Raw genomic sequence first — 15,475 nt, forward strand, 5'->3', positions numbered from 1 at the left:
ACGGTATAATAGGCTACATTAAACCTCATTTTCGAGATACCGGTTAGAAGGAATATAAACGTATTTCATTTCTTTCATATGGATGGAGCTGCCACATGAATCAAGCACACAAACCGTCGTTTTCCTTTGAGTTATTGTACATCATAGGTATTATCGCTATTTCGTTCTCCTCGATCTTCGTCAGATGGTCTGAAGCCGAGGTGTCCGTCATCGCTATGTACCGTTTGTACCTGACCAATCTTCTTATGCTACCATTGGTCTGGAAATACCGCACCGAGCTATTCAGCCTTACTCGCAAGCAGTGGATGCTGATCCTCTGGTCCGGTATCGCGCTAGGGATGCATTTCTTGCTGTGGATGGGCTCGCTGCGGCTGACCACCGTTGCAAGCTCTACTGTTATTATGACATTGGAACCGATCCTTGTCATGCTCGGTTCTTTTTTGTTTTTCCGGACAGGCACGAATCGCGCTATGCTCTTCGGAATGGGTATGGCCTTTGTCGGCTCACTGGCCATCGGTGCAGGAGATTTTCATGTCTCAGGACAAGCCCTGCTCGGAGATGCACTGTCCTTTTTGGGTATGGTCGCCGTGTCCATCCATATGCTGATGGGCAAACATCTGCGCGAGCATTTGAGCGCTTTTGTCTATAATTTTTGGGTTTTTATCATCGCAGCCACATCGCTTGCGCTGTATAATGTGGTCAATGCTATACCTTTTACTGGATATGCGCCACGCGAATGGGGGCTGTTCTTGCTGCTTGCCATTGTGCCTACGCTGTTCGGACATTACCTGTTTAACTGGCTGCTCAAATACATAAATGCCACCGCGGTGTCGATGGCGGTACTCGGTGAGCCTGTTATTTCTTCCCTACTGGCATGGGTGCTGCTCGGGGAAAGGCTGTCTGCCTTGCAGTTTGGTGCAGGCTTTTTCATTCTGTTTGGAGTATGGGTTTTCATCCGATACGGAACGGATTTTAAAAAGCAAGTTGTCCACCAAAGTGAAATGCCTGACAATGAGCACCCTCTGAAGGTTAGCTCTTAGCTTATTACCCCATTTTCATAAATCATACTCAATGGATTAAATTTGCTGTCAAAAAAAGGAAGGCGGAATCCTCTATGAAATCCATCGTATCCAAACGCTGGCTGCTGGCCCGATTGTATGAACCAGACATAATTATTGCCGACTGCCGTTCCGTGCTCGGACAAGCCGGGGCTGGACGGACCGAATTTAATGAAGACCACATTCCTGGGGCGGTTCACTTCGATTTGGAAGAGGACCTCACCGCTCCTCTAGGCGAGCATGGGGGTCGCCATCCATTACCTGATGTGGATACACTTGCTGCACGTCTGAGCCGTGCCGGAATCAATGCAGGTTCACGCATCGTCGCTTATGATGACCAAGGCGGTATGATGGCCTCCCGCTTCTGGTGGCTGCTGCGCTACCTCGGGCATGAGCAGGTATACGTACTGGAAGAAAGCTACAGCGCTTGGAAGGAAGCAAAATTCCCGTTTACGGCAGACCAGCCGATTCGCATTCCCTCGACCTTTGTGGCAAATATTCAGCCACAAATGCTCACAAGTATGAAAGAAGTACAACGTATATCCGAAGCTTCTGTTCCTGTTGGCTCCTATATCGGTTTTTCACCTATATTGATCGACTCCAGAGAGCGTCCGCGCTACCTGGGGCTGGAAGAGCCCATAGATCAAGCAGCGGGGCATATCCCCGGTGCAGTGAATTTCTTCTGGAAAGAGGTTTTAGATGAAAAGGGGTCATTTAAAAACGCAGAGCAGTTAAAACAGCATTTCTCAGACCTTGATCAGAACGCTGAGATCATCGTATATTGCGGATCAGGCGTATCTGCCTGTCCAAATGTCCTGGCCTTGAATGAGGCAGGATTTAGTAATGTGAGACTCTATCCGGGGAGCTGGAGCGATTGGATCAGCTATGAGGAAAATCCGGTGGCGACCGGACAGGAATGATCCATTTTTAACAGATATACTGATTCTAAAGACAAAACACTGCCTTAAGCGATTGAGCTCATGGCAGTGTGTTTTTTCTCTCATCGAATTTATCGATCATTTAATCCCTTTCCAGCGAGAATGTCCTGGATACATTTTTCAATCCTTGATTCCCGAGTTTTAGATTGTTTGGGTGCAGAAAAATGCATAATGTATGCTCTTTGTCGTCCCGGCGTCAATGCAGCAAAAGCAGTTTTCAAGGCAGGATTTTCATCTAATTTAGTTTGAAATTCTTCAGGAAAAATGAGTTCTGTGTTCTTTTTAAAATCCACTTTCAACCCGGCTTTTTCCACTTCAATGGCTTCATTAATATAGTCCTTTAAGATGGCTTCCATCTCCACGATTTCTTCAACATTCGTGAATCGAATCTGGCGCCCCGCCTGCGTGTCCTCCCCAGGTTTGATTAGAATACCATTGGGATCTTTTAACAAAGCACCTTTGAAAAACATAAGCGCACAGTGTTCTTTAAAGCCTTGTATTATAGCTATGTTACTATTCTGAAACATGTAACATGGTTTACCCCACTTCAATTCTTCGTTTAGCTGGCAGTCAAGCATGAGCGCTCTCAACTTCTCCATTTCCGCCTGCCATTTTTTCGCTTTATCTAAATACACATCAACCTTAGGATTCATTTCCTCTCTATTTGTCATGTTAGCTCTCCCCTTATTGTTTTTGCTCATAATGTTTATGTATATATATTTACAGAAAATCTATAGAATAGCCGTCACATTGCTATATTTATTATATGTTCACCTCATCCCACCTATAAATTACATAACCCAATTGACATATAACTAACAATAAATAAATTACGTTTATACATAGATATATCTTAATTTTTTTCTTGTATTTATCTAAATCTACTTCTTCGTTCACTTCTCTTGTCTTTATTTCCTCACTCCAACTCATTATTCTTGAGAATTCTACCGCACCCAATACTCCCCATAGCAATGGAAAGACTAGAAATATGGCATTTACTAGGGACAATAATATACCCATCCCTACATCATCCATTGTTCTAATTGATTTAAAATAAATGTGCACCACTAGTGTCAGACTAAATAATCCCAAGCCTATAATACTTACTATTGGTTTGTCTTGCATTCTCATTTTTTTATTCCCTTCGGTTCCAATTACATATAACGATCTGTATTCACGATGTCCTAGCGTTTAAGGACTAACAGTCCGGCTGCCACTTGCGGCAGTTAAGCGGTAGGATGTGTCTGTTGAATTACTTCCCCGAAATAGCTATCCAATATTTTGAACAACTATATATCTTAATTCATATTCTTGTTGTTTTTCTGCATGTGTCAGACATTCTCTTATGGAACCCATTTCTAATATATTCAAATCATTAAAATGTTCTATTAAATTTTCTTCAGTAAAGAAGTGAGCATATTTCCCTTTCTTGTATTCATATGTTCCTTCCTCAACGTTCCTACCCACACCATTATTAAAATCGCGATCAGAAAAACACGTAAAATACATCACTCCCTGTTCCTTCAAATGCATCACACAATTCTGTATCAGTTTTTTTCGGTCTTCCAACAAAAATAAATGTAATAAATCATAACAATATATGCCGTCATACTTTTTGCTTGTACGAAACTCTAACACCGATTCTTGAATAAAATTCGTTTTCAAATCCCATTCTTTTGCTAGATTTATAGCTGAACTAGATATCTCAATTCCATCAACCTCAAAATAAGAAGAGAACATCTTGGTATTTCTCCCATACCCAGCACCAGGAACCAAAATATTATGTGCATTATTCTTTTTGAACAAATCTATAGCTTGGGTTACAGTTTGACTTGGTTCACAACCCCAAATCATTCCTTCTTCAGCAAACCTTTTGTTCCAATAATCTCTCATATTATTCACCTGCCTATATACTCACATAGCTCTTCTTTTAAGCTCATCAATCTGTCTTATATGATGTTGATCATGCCAGATAAAATCTCTTAAATATGATAGTATAGTAAACTTCCCGTCAGCATATTCTTTAGTAAACTTGTCGTCTTCAAAACTCTCTATACTCTGCAATATCATGTTACGGTACTGAATAGTCATTTCAATTAATTCTTCCTTGGTTTTTGTTTTCCCATATTCAACAGCACCCTGATTAAATTGATTAAAATCAATATGTGTTAATGTCACAGGCGTATTGTTTAATATCGGATTTATGGATGCTTCAAAAAAATATTTATCCCACAGCAGTATATGACTTACGATATCGTGAACTGACCATTTATCTTCGGCAATCTTTATTTGCCAATCCATTTCACGAATCTCAGAAACAAAACATATCCATTCCTTGAACTCCTCTAGTAACTGCGACTTCTCATTCATGGTTTCAGACCCCTCTTTTCAGATTTGAGTTAGTTAGAATAATGTATTTGTATTCATGAACCCCAAAAGTGGGGTTTGCTAAAAATTTTTTTATGAATTCTATAATGATTATATCTTTCAGCATCTATTTCTATCTCACCAACAAACTTAAAATTACTTTTTTGAATAACTCTATTGGATGATCCATTCTCAAGTAATGCAATTGCGTTTAGATATAAAGCTTTCCTCCAATCAATAACATGGACCATTCGCCCAGAATGTCTTGTAATATTTGAATTCTTTTCTTATGTCAATTTCCATATCTACTGACAGCACATCAAGTCTATTTTCATCTACTTTATTTAAGGATATTTTCATGGTTTCTCCCTGACTTGTTGTATGACCACCATATTTCGCCTAATGTTTCTTATATTCATGAACTCCCTCAGGGGTTGCTGTCTGCTCTGGCTTCTTTAAAATCTCTCTGGCAAACCAAGAGCTCTGCATGACCCGAAGCATGAATATTATGTTATATGATTGTTACCATCTTCATGAAATACCTATAGTCCTTAATTCAGCTTCCATTATTGCAAAGTATACATCCATGACAATTTAAATAGATATCATGTTTTTCGCATTTGGGATACCCTCTTGGAATTGTAGGGTTATCATCCCCCTCTTCAATTTCTGACCATTCTGTATAATTATTCATGTCAACATCTTCTTTATTGAATGCTTTAATCATTAAGCCAAATTGATTCAAACAATTAACAACCCAATCTTGGCGTGGTTTATAGCTTAATTTCTCCCACCCTAAACCATCTGCTGCATTTGAAATAGTATCTAGTATAAAATCTTTCTCGCTTTCAAAGGAGCCTATAGTCCAAGGCATTTCATCAATATCAAAACCAACTGTTCCTATTCCAACTACAGACTGGTCCCTTTGTGCTAGCCAAATAATTAATTCTTTTTCTCGATTCGTTTTAGCTAGTAGTGATCCACTAATAGCTAGAACTTCAATAAAGACTGATGTTAATCCATTTGACATACCTATGGGTTCAACTACATCATTTAATTGTTTTGGTAATGAAATGGTGTTCGCCATACTATCCTCCAACACTTTTCAACTTACAAAATCAGCCCTTTATGATCCTCGCCTTCGAGCTGTTTAAAATTCTCAATCAACTATCTATAAGCAATTCTCTTAATCGTAGACAAAATTGCTTCGCATGAAAATGCCAACATTTATTTGTAATCATAATCCCTTAATGATAGTTCTTGAACAATTTTTCTACTGTCCTTTATTCTTAGAATTTGCTTCGGTTTATCATATATCCAACCAAGCTTTATACAATATTCAATTAATATGGATTTTATTAAAGGTCTATATAAGTTAATGTAATAACATTCTTTCCAGTCGAACGAAATTTCAATAAAAGAAGTTTTATACTTCCTTGAATAAGCTCTAAACAATACCTCATAAGGTTTCTCGTCAACAATGCAAATGAATTGATAATGTCTAACAATGATTGGGATTGCTTTTTTTTGAAATACTTTCATCATTCACCTCAACATTACTTTATCAGCAATTATGTCTAATAGCGTTCTTGTGTTCCTGAACCCGAGAAGCTTAAAGAAGCGTAGCGACTGGCTAGCTTCGGTTCTTAGCCTCGCAGGATTGTCCACCTGACTTTCACTTTCAGAAAAACGATGTTATGTGATACCTCTAGTTCTTATTTAATATATTCTTCAATCCTTGTTTAATATTATTTGGTCTCGTCTATTCTGGATTACTCTATTAAAAAAAATCTCTGTAGTCTAAAGTCAATTCCTTTTTTAGTTCTATATTGGAAGAAATACACCACATATTAGCACTCTCTTCTTAAAATGCTTTTTACATTGATTTCCTCAACGTCAATTCTTGTTCAACTCCTTTGTCAATATTATTTCCAGAGGTTCGTTCTCAAGCATTAAGCATCCAGCATCTTTATACCCAAGCTTCCTATAAAAATGTTGAGCTCCTTCATTCGACTGTGTTGAGGTCATAACCATTTCAAATCCTTTTTGTTTCATTAATTCTTCCCAATACTGGACAACTTTTTTACCAATACCTGTTCCTCTGTACTCCTCATCTATCCATATCATATTCATAAATGGTGTGTTGTCCCAGAAAAATCCGTATCTCATCCAACCTATTTCTTGATTGGATTCTCTGATTATTAGGATTTCATTTTCTTTTATTTTGGGTCTTATCAGTGTTTTATGTATGTGCTTGTCTCTTAACGAGATATACTCGCAATCTGATTCAATTGCAAAATCAATCTGCATTGTAAATCCTCCCTTTCACGCTTTTCATTAAATATCTTCTTGGTAACACTTAGCATTGATGTCTCATAACGTTGTACAGTACATAAGTTTATAAAGTCTTTTTAAAAATGTATAAGTCGCCTTCTTCTCTAACTTTAGTAAACCCACACTTTGAATAGAAGTGATGATTCTTCACACTCCAGCTAGGAGTATCCAGCCACCATTCAGTGCTATCTGGAAATTCACTTTCAATTTTCTCCATCATCTTCGTTCCGATTCCTTGATTTTTAAAATTTGGATCAATAAAGATCCTTCCTAGATTATGCACTTGATTACATTCTACAAATATCATAGCTCCCCCGATTATTTCTCCATTAAAGAGTACCTTGAAGTATTCGCAATTTTGCATCATCTCTTCTTGCCAACTTATGGAGTCATACCCTATGGGCCCAACGGTTCCGTTAATATTAAAATACTTTGATTCATCCTCAAAACTGGCCTTTTGTATTTCAGCAAGTTTTTGAGCATCATTTTTTCTAGCTTTTTCTAATGTCAGCACCCAACATACCTCCATTGTCTTTTTATTTTTTCCAGGGTTGTCTGTTGAAACGCCTCCTCGAACTCCATCCCAGCAGGTCAAGGCTTCGTGAGGATTCTTATGCTTGAATATTATGTTATCAGAAGTTACCGAACTTCTTCACTATGCATTCAAAATCAATATGCAATTTTTTATCAGCGAACTTTCTTATATGGTCTTTTTTCATTTTGTAGTTTGATTATTAGTTCATATGCATCTCTTTCACTTTTCTGAGCTTTTAGTGACTCTTCTTCTGTTATTTCTATTTCTATCATTTGAACCACTATTCCACCAGTATCAAAACTAATGAATATTCCCCCATCTCTTCGAATTATATTAATCCCATAATTGGCAAAGAGTATATCCATATTATAGGTGACAGCCTCAAAAAAGCCCAAATTTAGAGACTCAAATGGACGATGTTGCTTCGTCTCCCTCGACACCACGGTTCAGCAAATTCCAAAATTGTTCAACTATGACCGATGCTGGATACGGCATCGAACGGGTAATCCACCATTCCAATACCCCCACTGCCGCTGAAATTAAAAATTGCACCGTAATGTCCCTGTTCATATCCTGATCGAGGTTGATCGAATCTAGATGCTCGCACAGACTTTGCCGGAACATTGTCTCTATTTGGTTTCGAAAAACCGTACTTCCCTTGTTCGTCAGCATTATAGAGTAGAATGAAGCATGCTGCTCCAAATATTCAAACGTACGCAGTAGTGCGGTTTTGGAAGGGAGATGAAAGAAGTTATCTTCAGACATACAATTACGTAGTAACTCGTTAATTTGAGCTTCCATGCATTGATCGCGCAGATCGTACTTGTCAGCGAAATGCAAATAAACCGTTCCGCGATTGACATTCGCTTCCTCCGCAATTTGATTGATCGTAATTCTCTCGAATTCCTTTTCTGACATTAGCCTCATAAAAGCATCAATAATGGCTTGCCTCGATTTTTGAATACGCCTGTCCATATCCTTCTCCCCTTTGTACCATCCGAAAAAATGAACATTTCGAAGTCCTCTGTTGAAAAATCAACAACCACGCTTATTTTAACCATTGAACCCCACATACCGCACTGATACATTCACTTTATAAAATTTATGTTGATGATTCAACATATGTTTAATTCTAGAGGAGCTGTAATCATGAAATCTATTGTTGTACAATCTTTTGAATGATTTAAATCATATTGAATTAGGAGGTTTAAAAATTGAAACTTACAGGAAACACGATTTTTATTACAGGCGGCGGTTCGGGAATTGGACGTGCGTTAGCAGAAGCTCTCCACAATCTTGGAAATAAAGTTATTATCTCCGGTCGACGTAAAGAGCGTCTGGATGAGACGATTAAAGCGAATCCCGGCATGTCCGCAGTGGAATTGAATGTACAAGATCCTGCCAGCATAAAGGCGACCGCCAAGCAGTTAATCGAAGAATACCCGGATGTTAATGTCTTGATTAACAACGCCGGCATCATACAGTCCGATGACGCGGCGGGCGTGATCGATGAGGATGTTTTGATTTCGACTGTCACTACAAACTTGCTAGGTCCCATTCGGTTGACTTCTGCATTCATCGAGCATTTGAAGGCCAAAGAAGAAGCGGTTGTCATCAACACGACTTCGATACTTGGATTTGTACCATTAGCGACAACTGCTATATACTCCGCGACGAAGGCAGCACTTCATACCTATACGCTGTCCCAAAGGTACATGCTTAAAGACACATCGGTAAAAGTAATAGAAATTGTGCCCCCATGGGTTCAAAGCAACAACGTTGAACCGCGTGCGATGCCACTTGATTCATTCATTGATGCAACAATAAAGATACTTGGCAAGGATACAGACGAAGTTCTGGTGGAAGAAGCGAAAATGTTTCGAAATAACCCTGGACCGAACGAAGGTGTTTTTGTGACCCAGCTTAACGATACGATGAATTCTGAACCTCCAAAGTTCCATTGATCCATCTGTAATTCAATTCTCAAAAATTTAGGCGAACATGAAGTAAACACTCAGTTCCGTCTATTTCATGTTCATTTTTATTGCAACTTGCTCGTGAAGTAAGAAAAAACGCCAAGCAGTCACACCCATGTTTACCTCTTAAATAATTTTGTTGATTTCACATAACGTTGGGTATTCCCGAAGTTCAAACAGCTTAAGGCACGTAATGCCGGGTGGCTCTGCCACTTAGCTGGTTGAGTTTGTCCGGTGAATTTGCTCTTCCGAAATGCCTCTTCTGGATCAAGGGTCGGGCTTGTCTCGGCCCGATGCATGAATGTAATGTTATGCAAAGTTTCATGACTTCATTGAATCTACTTACATATCCTGCTTAATTACCACACCATTCTCTCCATTCTTCTGTAATATCTTGATCCTCCTCAATTTCTAATCCAGCTAGTCTTGCTGCCTTATCTATAAATTCAGCCAATTCTTCACGTTCCATCGTTTCAATAAAATAGTCGTTCTTTTCATTCAATTCATTAAAAGAAATTACAATTTCTTCTACAGCCTTCATAATACTTTCAGGATGTTTAGTTTCTTGTAATAATATTAATTGGTTTAGATAGTTATCCAGGACTTTATCACACATTAATAATTTCTCTTCCGTAAAAAGGTCATCTCCGTATTCAACCATTCTTTTGTTCCACAATTGAGTTGGTTTTTCATTAAATAGGTCCTGTAATGTCATTGGGCATATCCCTCATTTTCTTGTTTTTGTTTTAATAGATTTTTAAAATTGTTGCATAGTATTTCGCATATGAGTTTGCTTACTAACTTGCTTTTCACTTCACTTATCTAATTTTTTCTTTGATTCATCTTTTTTCATCTGTTAGTACACCCTTAATGAAAGACCAAGTACGGTCAACACCTGGTCAGTACAATTGGCGTGGAGGTTTATTCCCTTTTAAGTCTCAGGTAATAACCCCTCCCCCTTCGGCTCTTAACCTTTAGGTGATTTTTTACCTTCTCTTGTTGTTATTGATGCATGTTAAAAATGCAAGAATAGATGTCCAAAATAGTAACATTAGAGTCATCGCATCTTTTACTTCCATGGTCTCACTTTTCGAAGGAAAACCATACCCACCCAAGAGTCAATTGTATCTATATTTTATCTGTATTCACGATGTCCCTCTGACTTATGCGAACGAAATGAGCGGCCGCCGTGCGTATGTGTCCGCCTGCCCCCACTCCCTGGCAATCCTCTTTGCCGGACCGAGGAACCGCCAGGCTCCGATGCGTGGATATGATGTTATCTGATGGATTGGCCATAAAAAAACAGTTCAACTTTCCCTCTATGACATAAGGCAAAGATGAACTGTCTTTAGTTCCTGTTAAAATCTCTATGCGCACAAGTAGCAACTTCTTCTCCCATCAAGCCAACAAAGCCTGAGCGATCTGATCCACAATGCCATTGATGCCTGTGGGTCCATAACAGCCGATCCATGTCGCGGCATCGACCGAGTGTATGTGCTGGCGCTCAACGGTATCAAGCATTCCCCAGACACGTTGCTCTGTTGCGGATATTCCCTCCTGCATGAGTTCATGGCTAAGCAAGAAGTAATGGCTGGCGTGTACAGCCGGTAGTCTGTCAACTGAGATGTGATAGGCCGTGTCGGAGGTATCTGCCACAAATAACGGAACAGGCAGACCTAGATCATGGTACAGCACAGCCCCTGTACGATGAGAGGCAGAATGCACGCGAACCAGAGAATCCAGCGGACGGATCAGTGCCACGCTCTTGCCTGCCAGAACGGGAGCAAGTTCTTCGGACAGCAATGTGGTTCGTCGGTGATAATCCGTTATAATACGCTTTGCCTCTTCTCGTTTGCCTGTCAGTTCACCGAACAGAGTCAAAATAGTCTGCCAGTTTTCATTGCGCTTAAACATGAGAACTGGAGCGATCCGGCTTAACTGTTCATAGTGCGGCTCATGTACCTCGGTGCAAATAATTAGATCCGGAGACAGTCGCTCCACTGCAAACAGGTCGGGGTACTCATATGTTCCGAGTAATTCAGTATTCTGAAGTCCTGCCCTGATCGTTTGAGGGAAATGTAACACTGCATTGCCTAGTCCTACACTACCTGCTGGAGAGAGCCCCAGCGCAAGCAAATGATCAGCATATTGCACATCGAGTACAGCGATACGCTTCGGAGATCCGATAACATAGTATTCCCCTCGCATATGGCATATCACCGAGCCTTGGGCCGACTCATATGAAGAAGCTGTGCGGTTCCGCTGCAAGGAATGAGCATAGTCTATATCTGTTTTCGAAGCGGCATCAAGCCTATAACGCAGCGGAGGGATGCCATAATATTTCTTAAACGCCCTACTGAAATAATACATGTCGCGATAGCCCATTCTGTCAGCAATTTCACCGATGGGAGCATCCGTGTGACGCAGCATCCGCGATGCACTCTCCATGCGCAACTGAATGACATACTCAGTCAGTCCGAGCTGCTTCTCTTGTTTGAATCGTCGCTGCAGCTGTCTTAAGCTGCATCCAGCAAGGGCTGCCAGCTCTTTAAGCTCCAGATTCTGGCGATAATGCGACGCTATATATGAAGCGACAACATCCACCATGTCAGACGCTTCTCCTCCCTGATCACGTTCGTAATCCATGATCAGTTCGTAGATCATGCCCTGAAGCAACGCATTGGCATGAAAACGTTCCATCCCTTCGCCACGACGCCATTTGGCAACGATTTTTTCTGCATTCTCGATCCATTCTGCTTGGGTTACCGAATTTTGCACAAATGAAGTGCGCAACGGATGTTTTCGATATGAAGGCAAAACAAGAGAGGCTCCCTCCATAGAAGAAGCCTTGTACATGATCACGATATAATAAATGTCGTCTGATCTGGCCGTCAGCGTTAAGGATGTCCCCTTAACAACATGACCAGCAAAAGAAGCTCCAATGTGGCAAACCTCACCATTCATTGCAAGCTCCCCTTCCCCTCCGTATGCCAGCAACAACACATTCGAAGTTAATTCCGTTTCGCGAAGAACACTGCCTGTCTGCAAAGTACCGCTATACTCGTCAAGCATCTTGATCGTTGTATCACTCCATAGACTTGTCTGTTCTTGTAGCGGCATTTCTCTCATCTCCTGACAATAGCATCCTTTGCTAGAGTGACTCACATGACTAGGCTTAACCAATTAACTACAACCAGGCCTGTTAGCAAAAGTAAAATTGTTACTGTTGTCATTTTAATTGAGATTTATTCTCATTGTCAATTTTCGGACATTTTCTGCAATATTCCCCTGACATCCGGTAATAAAAACAACAGGTGGTACGCTTGCTTTTCACGGCTGGAATGCTGTCCTTATTTTTTGTGAACCGGGTGAACGGATTTCTTTTTACACCGAACAAATGCCCGGGCGCTCCTTGCGTCAGATATGAAAAATCTGCCTGGATGTGCTGACTTTCTTGCTCAGCATTGTCTACTTCAGGAGTATATAATGGGACAATGCGTATCATGATATTCTCCCAAAGGATACTCATCGAAAGAGGAGCAATCGCAGCAAGCGTCTTTAACAGCGGTGCAAGGTGTAACGCAAACATCTCCTTTACCACCTTTTCCCGCCACACTTCCCTGTCTCCAGTTAGTGCTTCTGCCCGAAGCCCGTTCATAGCTAGAAGAGGAAAATGCGTCCCCCCCTCATTAGCTGTGAGCGTCGGATGATAGAGAAAGCTGTTGTCTAGCCGAAAAGAAACATGCTGATGATGAACGGTCATCGCGGTCAGCAACGGAGCAATCCACAGGTAGCCGATTCGCTTAGCTAACATCGAAGCAGCTACCCTCATGTCAGGCGCACCAATATACTCTTGAAGCCAGCTTAAATACTCTCGGCATGCAGCTTCTTCATGTAGTTGACTCAAAGCAATAATACGGACATTATCTTCAGACGGCTCACCAAGCCGAATCGAGTGTTCTTCCACCGTTTGCTGCCATAAGTCAGTCGATAGATAATGGTCCATTTTAATTCGATCCCAACAGTGCTTCCGATGCCTGATCTACAATAATATTAATTGCAAGTGGGCCATAATAAGCGATCCAAAGTGTAGAATTAACATCATATGCACGGTTATTTTTAACTGCATCAAGGGATTTCCATACTGAACTGCTATCCAAAGCCTCTGCCTCTGCCGCAAACAACTCATCAGACAGAACAAAATAATGATCTGCACCAATCTCAGGAACTTTCTCCATCGAGATTTCAACGGAGGTATCATCTTTGATCTTCTGGACTAATGCAGGCATTTTTAAGCCCAAATCCTCATACAGAATGCCGCCTGTTCGATGCTCAAGACCATGAACACGAATGCCTTCTTTTCTCGGACGAATAAGTGCTACCGTTTCCTCTCCCAATTTCTCCGACAGCTTCTCCTTTAGTCCTGCAATTTTGTCCTCATAAGCCTTACGCACAGTTTCTGCCTCTGCCTGCTTACCTGTGATCGCAGCCACCGTAGCTAACGTATCTCGCCAGTCCTCGTAGAAGTCAAGTACGATTGTGGGCGCTATTTTGCTTACACTCTCATACTCTTTCTCTTGAAAATCAGTCATTAAAATAAGATCCGGGTCCAATGCTACAATCGCTTCCAGATTGGGCTTGTCCCGTGTACCTAAAACCTGTACGTCACCCGGCTTATCGCCTAAATATTCTGGAAATGTGGTATTGCCTTCAGCGATAACACTGCCTGCCGGCTGCTCGCCAACGGCTAGCAATTGATCCAGAAATTTGACATCAAGCACAGCAATTTTCTTTGGTTTCTCGTTAAGCGTATACTGACCCTTCATATGCGAGATCGTAACCGGGAAGGCTCCGGCAGTCTGAGACGCTCCATTCGAAGGCGTGTCCGTTGGAGTTGTAGCAGACTCATTGCCGCCATTTGTACCTGCTCCGGCACCGCAAGCCGTCAGTACAAGAACAAGGGCCAGCATCCAGATCATTAAAAATCGTGATTTATGGTCAGCATGTGCCATGTTTCCGGCAGCTTGCCTCTTTGTTCCTTTATTCATGGTGAAACCTCCTTATGTATGATAATGATTTTCATTATCGAAATATAAGGCGAGTATAATATATCTCCACATCGCGTTACCATGTACTTTTGCGACATTTCAGCCGGACTAATGCGACATGTAAACCGCTATATCTTCATTTACAATTCTATCAGCTCTTTTACTAATTACTGCATAATCATCGTCTAATGTATCAAGCCAACAAAACCAAGAATCTCCCATTTTTTCTTTCCATTGATTCCTACCTCTTGCATCAATGTACATTCCATATCCATTTGTTCCATTGAAACTACAACAGAGGTTTGTATGATAAATTTGTGGGTACTCTTCATTAAATTTTGAATGTGGAAACTCATAAAATGTTTCTTTGGATTCATAAACCATTTTCGGTGAAACATCTATATTTAATACCCTTTCATCCGCAGATATTTCTAAAACATTTTGCTTTCTCCTTTTATCAAGTATTTCCTATAACGTTCTTGTATTTATGCACCCGTTAGGGAGTATCTGCTGAAATTTCTCCCCGACACCCTTCTATCAGACCCAGGCTCCAAAGGAGCCGCAGCTTGAATATGATGTTATGTGATGCCACATCTTCTTCGAACTTTCTACCTACAATTATTTATGGATTTGAACTTTGATTTTAGATATTCGTTTATCTATTAAATTATAGATTTTTTCGATTTCATCTTCTTTGATCTTATTTTTTACCAATTCATTTTTAATTTCTTGTTGAAGTTCAATTAACGCTTCAAGTTTCAATGTTATATACCAGCCTGTCCATTCCGTAACTAGGCTATCGTCAAAGCATTCGCCATCGGTATAAAAGAACATTCTATAATAGCCTATTCTCTTTTTTTTGTAGTAAATGTCTAACGTAGATATAACCTGCTGGGAATAGTGACTGTCTACAATCTGATAATCGGAATGAAAAATAGTTTTATACTCAATTGTATCTATTGAAGGCTTAATATCTTCTAGATTCAATTCATCAAAAAACAAACTAATTTCTTCTGGGCATTCTTTCATGTAGTTATTGAATGTTACCCAAAAACCTTCTAAGGTTCTATCCATAATTTTATGTGTATCAATCCAGCTCTCTAGCGCTAAATTATCCAATTGAATCATCCATCCTTTAAAAACTTATGTGGTTTCACATAACGTCCCCGTACTCACGACCCGACGTATGTCGGGTGTCCGGCGAATGCCCGCAGCGTGA

General features: G+C 40.4%; 18 protein-coding genes. 3 read left to right on the plus strand and 15 right to left on the minus strand.

The genetic code is table 11. The annotated features are described in order from the left end of the window. Positions 1–95 precede the first annotated feature (95 nt). Positions 96–1,040 carry a DMT family transporter gene (locus tag OIU26_RS04285; RefSeq protein WP_264216031.1) on the plus strand — a complete coding sequence of 315 codons (945 nt, stop codon included), beginning with the start codon at positions 96–98 and terminating at the stop codon, positions 1,038–1,040. A gap of 74 nt (positions 1,041–1,114) precedes the next feature. Beyond that, the gene (locus OIU26_RS04290) at positions 1,115–1,978 is read left to right on the plus strand and encodes a sulfurtransferase (protein ID WP_264216032.1); all 864 of its coding nucleotides are present in this window, start codon (positions 1,115–1,117) and stop codon (positions 1,976–1,978) included. A gap of 89 nt (positions 1,979–2,067) precedes the next feature. On the opposite strand, the gene OIU26_RS04295 is transcribed toward OIU26_RS04290, so the two are convergent. From OIU26_RS04295 to OIU26_RS04335, 9 genes are all read right to left on the minus strand, one after another. After that, positions 2,068–2,667 (minus strand): DUF1801 domain-containing protein, encoded by a 600-nt coding sequence (locus OIU26_RS04295; protein WP_264216033.1) that lies wholly within the window; start codon positions 2,665–2,667, stop codon positions 2,068–2,070. 91 nt (positions 2,668–2,758) lie between these two features. Then, a complete protein-coding gene (locus OIU26_RS04300; protein WP_264216034.1) occupies positions 2,759–3,127 on the minus strand; it encodes a hypothetical protein in 369 nt (122 codons plus the stop codon). Positions 3,128–3,265: 138 nt separating this feature from the next. Continuing rightward, a complete protein-coding gene (locus tag OIU26_RS04305; protein WP_264216035.1) occupies positions 3,266–3,889 on the minus strand; it encodes a class I SAM-dependent methyltransferase in 624 nt (207 codons plus the stop codon). 21 nt (positions 3,890–3,910) lie between these two features. Then, the gene (locus OIU26_RS04310) at positions 3,911–4,366 is read right to left on the minus strand and encodes a DinB family protein (protein WP_264216036.1); all 456 of its coding nucleotides are present in this window, start codon (positions 4,364–4,366) and stop codon (positions 3,911–3,913) included. 553 nt (positions 4,367–4,919) lie between these two features. After that, positions 4,920–5,450: a hypothetical protein gene (locus OIU26_RS04315; protein ID WP_164964522.1), complete on the minus strand. Its 531-nt coding sequence runs from the start codon at positions 5,448–5,450 to the stop codon at positions 4,920–4,922. Positions 5,451–6,259: 809 nt separating this feature from the next. Further along, positions 6,260–6,673 carry a GNAT family N-acetyltransferase gene (locus tag OIU26_RS04320; protein ID WP_090738669.1) on the minus strand — a complete coding sequence of 138 codons (414 nt, stop codon included), beginning with the start codon at positions 6,671–6,673 and terminating at the stop codon, positions 6,260–6,262. Between the two features lie 88 nt (positions 6,674–6,761). Further along, on the minus strand, positions 6,762–7,211 hold the full coding sequence (locus OIU26_RS04325; RefSeq protein WP_264216037.1) for a GNAT family N-acetyltransferase: 450 nt from the start codon (positions 7,209–7,211) through the stop codon (positions 6,762–6,764). A 173-nt stretch (positions 7,212–7,384) separates the two neighbouring features. Next, on the minus strand, positions 7,385–7,627 hold the full coding sequence (locus OIU26_RS04330) for a hypothetical protein (RefSeq protein ID WP_264216038.1): 243 nt from the start codon (positions 7,625–7,627) through the stop codon (positions 7,385–7,387). A 10-nt stretch (positions 7,628–7,637) separates the two neighbouring features. After that, complete coding sequence (locus OIU26_RS04335) at positions 7,638–8,207, minus strand: TetR/AcrR family transcriptional regulator (RefSeq protein ID WP_264216039.1); 570 nt, start codon at positions 8,205–8,207, stop codon at positions 7,638–7,640. Between the two features lie 239 nt (positions 8,208–8,446). Between OIU26_RS04335 and OIU26_RS04340 the strand changes: the two genes are divergently transcribed. Beyond that, positions 8,447–9,196 (plus strand): SDR family NAD(P)-dependent oxidoreductase, encoded by a 750-nt coding sequence (locus tag OIU26_RS04340; protein WP_264216040.1) that lies wholly within the window; start codon positions 8,447–8,449, stop codon positions 9,194–9,196. Between the two features lie 367 nt (positions 9,197–9,563). Here OIU26_RS04340 and OIU26_RS04345 read toward each other — a convergent pair whose 3' ends face one another. The 6 genes from OIU26_RS04345 to OIU26_RS04370 form a co-directional block, all read right to left on the minus strand. Beyond that, positions 9,564–9,923, minus strand: a complete 360-nt coding sequence (locus OIU26_RS04345) for a hypothetical protein (RefSeq protein ID WP_264216041.1) — start codon at positions 9,921–9,923, stop codon at positions 9,564–9,566. A gap of 683 nt (positions 9,924–10,606) precedes the next feature. Next, positions 10,607–12,328 (minus strand): helix-turn-helix domain-containing protein, encoded by a 1,722-nt coding sequence (locus OIU26_RS04350; protein WP_264216042.1) that lies wholly within the window; start codon positions 12,326–12,328, stop codon positions 10,607–10,609. Between the two features lie 109 nt (positions 12,329–12,437). After that, positions 12,438–13,214 (minus strand): (2Fe-2S)-binding protein, encoded by a 777-nt coding sequence (locus OIU26_RS04355; protein ID WP_264216043.1) that lies wholly within the window; start codon positions 13,212–13,214, stop codon positions 12,438–12,440. Between the two features lies 1 nt (position 13,215). Then, positions 13,216–14,256, minus strand: coding sequence for an ABC transporter substrate-binding protein (locus OIU26_RS04360; protein WP_264216044.1), 1,041 nt, complete (start codon positions 14,254–14,256; stop codon positions 13,216–13,218). A 108-nt stretch (positions 14,257–14,364) separates the two neighbouring features. Beyond that, positions 14,365–14,640: a hypothetical protein gene (locus OIU26_RS04365; protein WP_264216045.1), complete on the minus strand. Its 276-nt coding sequence runs from the start codon at positions 14,638–14,640 to the stop codon at positions 14,365–14,367. A 234-nt stretch (positions 14,641–14,874) separates the two neighbouring features. Beyond that, complete coding sequence (locus OIU26_RS04370) at positions 14,875–15,375, minus strand: hypothetical protein (protein ID WP_017428272.1); 501 nt, start codon at positions 15,373–15,375, stop codon at positions 14,875–14,877. Positions 15,376–15,475: the final 100 nt, after the last annotated feature.

It is taken from the genome of Paenibacillus sp. BT-177, from assembly GCF_025846815.2.
GTDB classification, from domain to species: domain Bacteria; phylum Bacillota; class Bacilli; order Paenibacillales; family Paenibacillaceae; genus Paenibacillus; species Paenibacillus polymyxa_C.

Bases quoted from the DNA above. Each gene is read 5' to 3' on its own strand.
- OIU26_RS04320 (WP_090738669.1), bottom strand. From the start codon at position 6,673: ATGCAGATTGATTTTGCAATTGAATCAGATTGCGAGTATATCTCGTTA.
- OIU26_RS04305 (WP_264216035.1), bottom strand. From the start codon at position 3,889: ATGAGAGATTATTGGAACAAAAGGTTTGCTGAAGAAGGAATGATTTGG.
- OIU26_RS04295 (WP_264216033.1), bottom strand. From the start codon at position 2,667: ATGACAAATAGAGAGGAAATGAATCCTAAGGTTGATGTGTATTTAGAT.
- OIU26_RS04360 (WP_264216044.1), bottom strand. From the start codon at position 14,256: ATGAATAAAGGAACAAAGAGGCAAGCTGCCGGAAACATGGCACATGCT.
- OIU26_RS04335 (WP_264216039.1), bottom strand. From the start codon at position 8,207: ATGGACAGGCGTATTCAAAAATCGAGGCAAGCCATTATTGATGCTTTT.
- OIU26_RS04310 (WP_264216036.1), bottom strand. From the start codon at position 4,366: ATGAATGAGAAGTCGCAGTTACTAGAGGAGTTCAAGGAATGGATATGT.
- OIU26_RS04285 (WP_264216031.1), top strand. From the start codon at position 96: ATGAATCAAGCACACAAACCGTCGTTTTCCTTTGAGTTATTGTACATC.
- OIU26_RS04315 (WP_164964522.1), bottom strand. From the start codon at position 5,450: ATGGCGAACACCATTTCATTACCAAAACAATTAAATGATGTAGTTGAA.
- OIU26_RS04290 (WP_264216032.1), top strand. From the start codon at position 1,115: ATGAAATCCATCGTATCCAAACGCTGGCTGCTGGCCCGATTGTATGAA.
- OIU26_RS04345 (WP_264216041.1), bottom strand. From the start codon at position 9,923: ATGACATTACAGGACCTATTTAATGAAAAACCAACTCAATTGTGGAAC.
- OIU26_RS04355 (WP_264216043.1), bottom strand. From the start codon at position 13,214: ATGGACCATTATCTATCGACTGACTTATGGCAGCAAACGGTGGAAGAA.
- OIU26_RS04350 (WP_264216042.1), bottom strand. From the start codon at position 12,328: ATGCCGCTACAAGAACAGACAAGTCTATGGAGTGATACAACGATCAAG.
- OIU26_RS04365 (WP_264216045.1), bottom strand. From the start codon at position 14,640: ATGGTTTATGAATCCAAAGAAACATTTTATGAGTTTCCACATTCAAAA.
- OIU26_RS04300 (WP_264216034.1), bottom strand. From the start codon at position 3,127: ATGAGAATGCAAGACAAACCAATAGTAAGTATTATAGGCTTGGGATTA.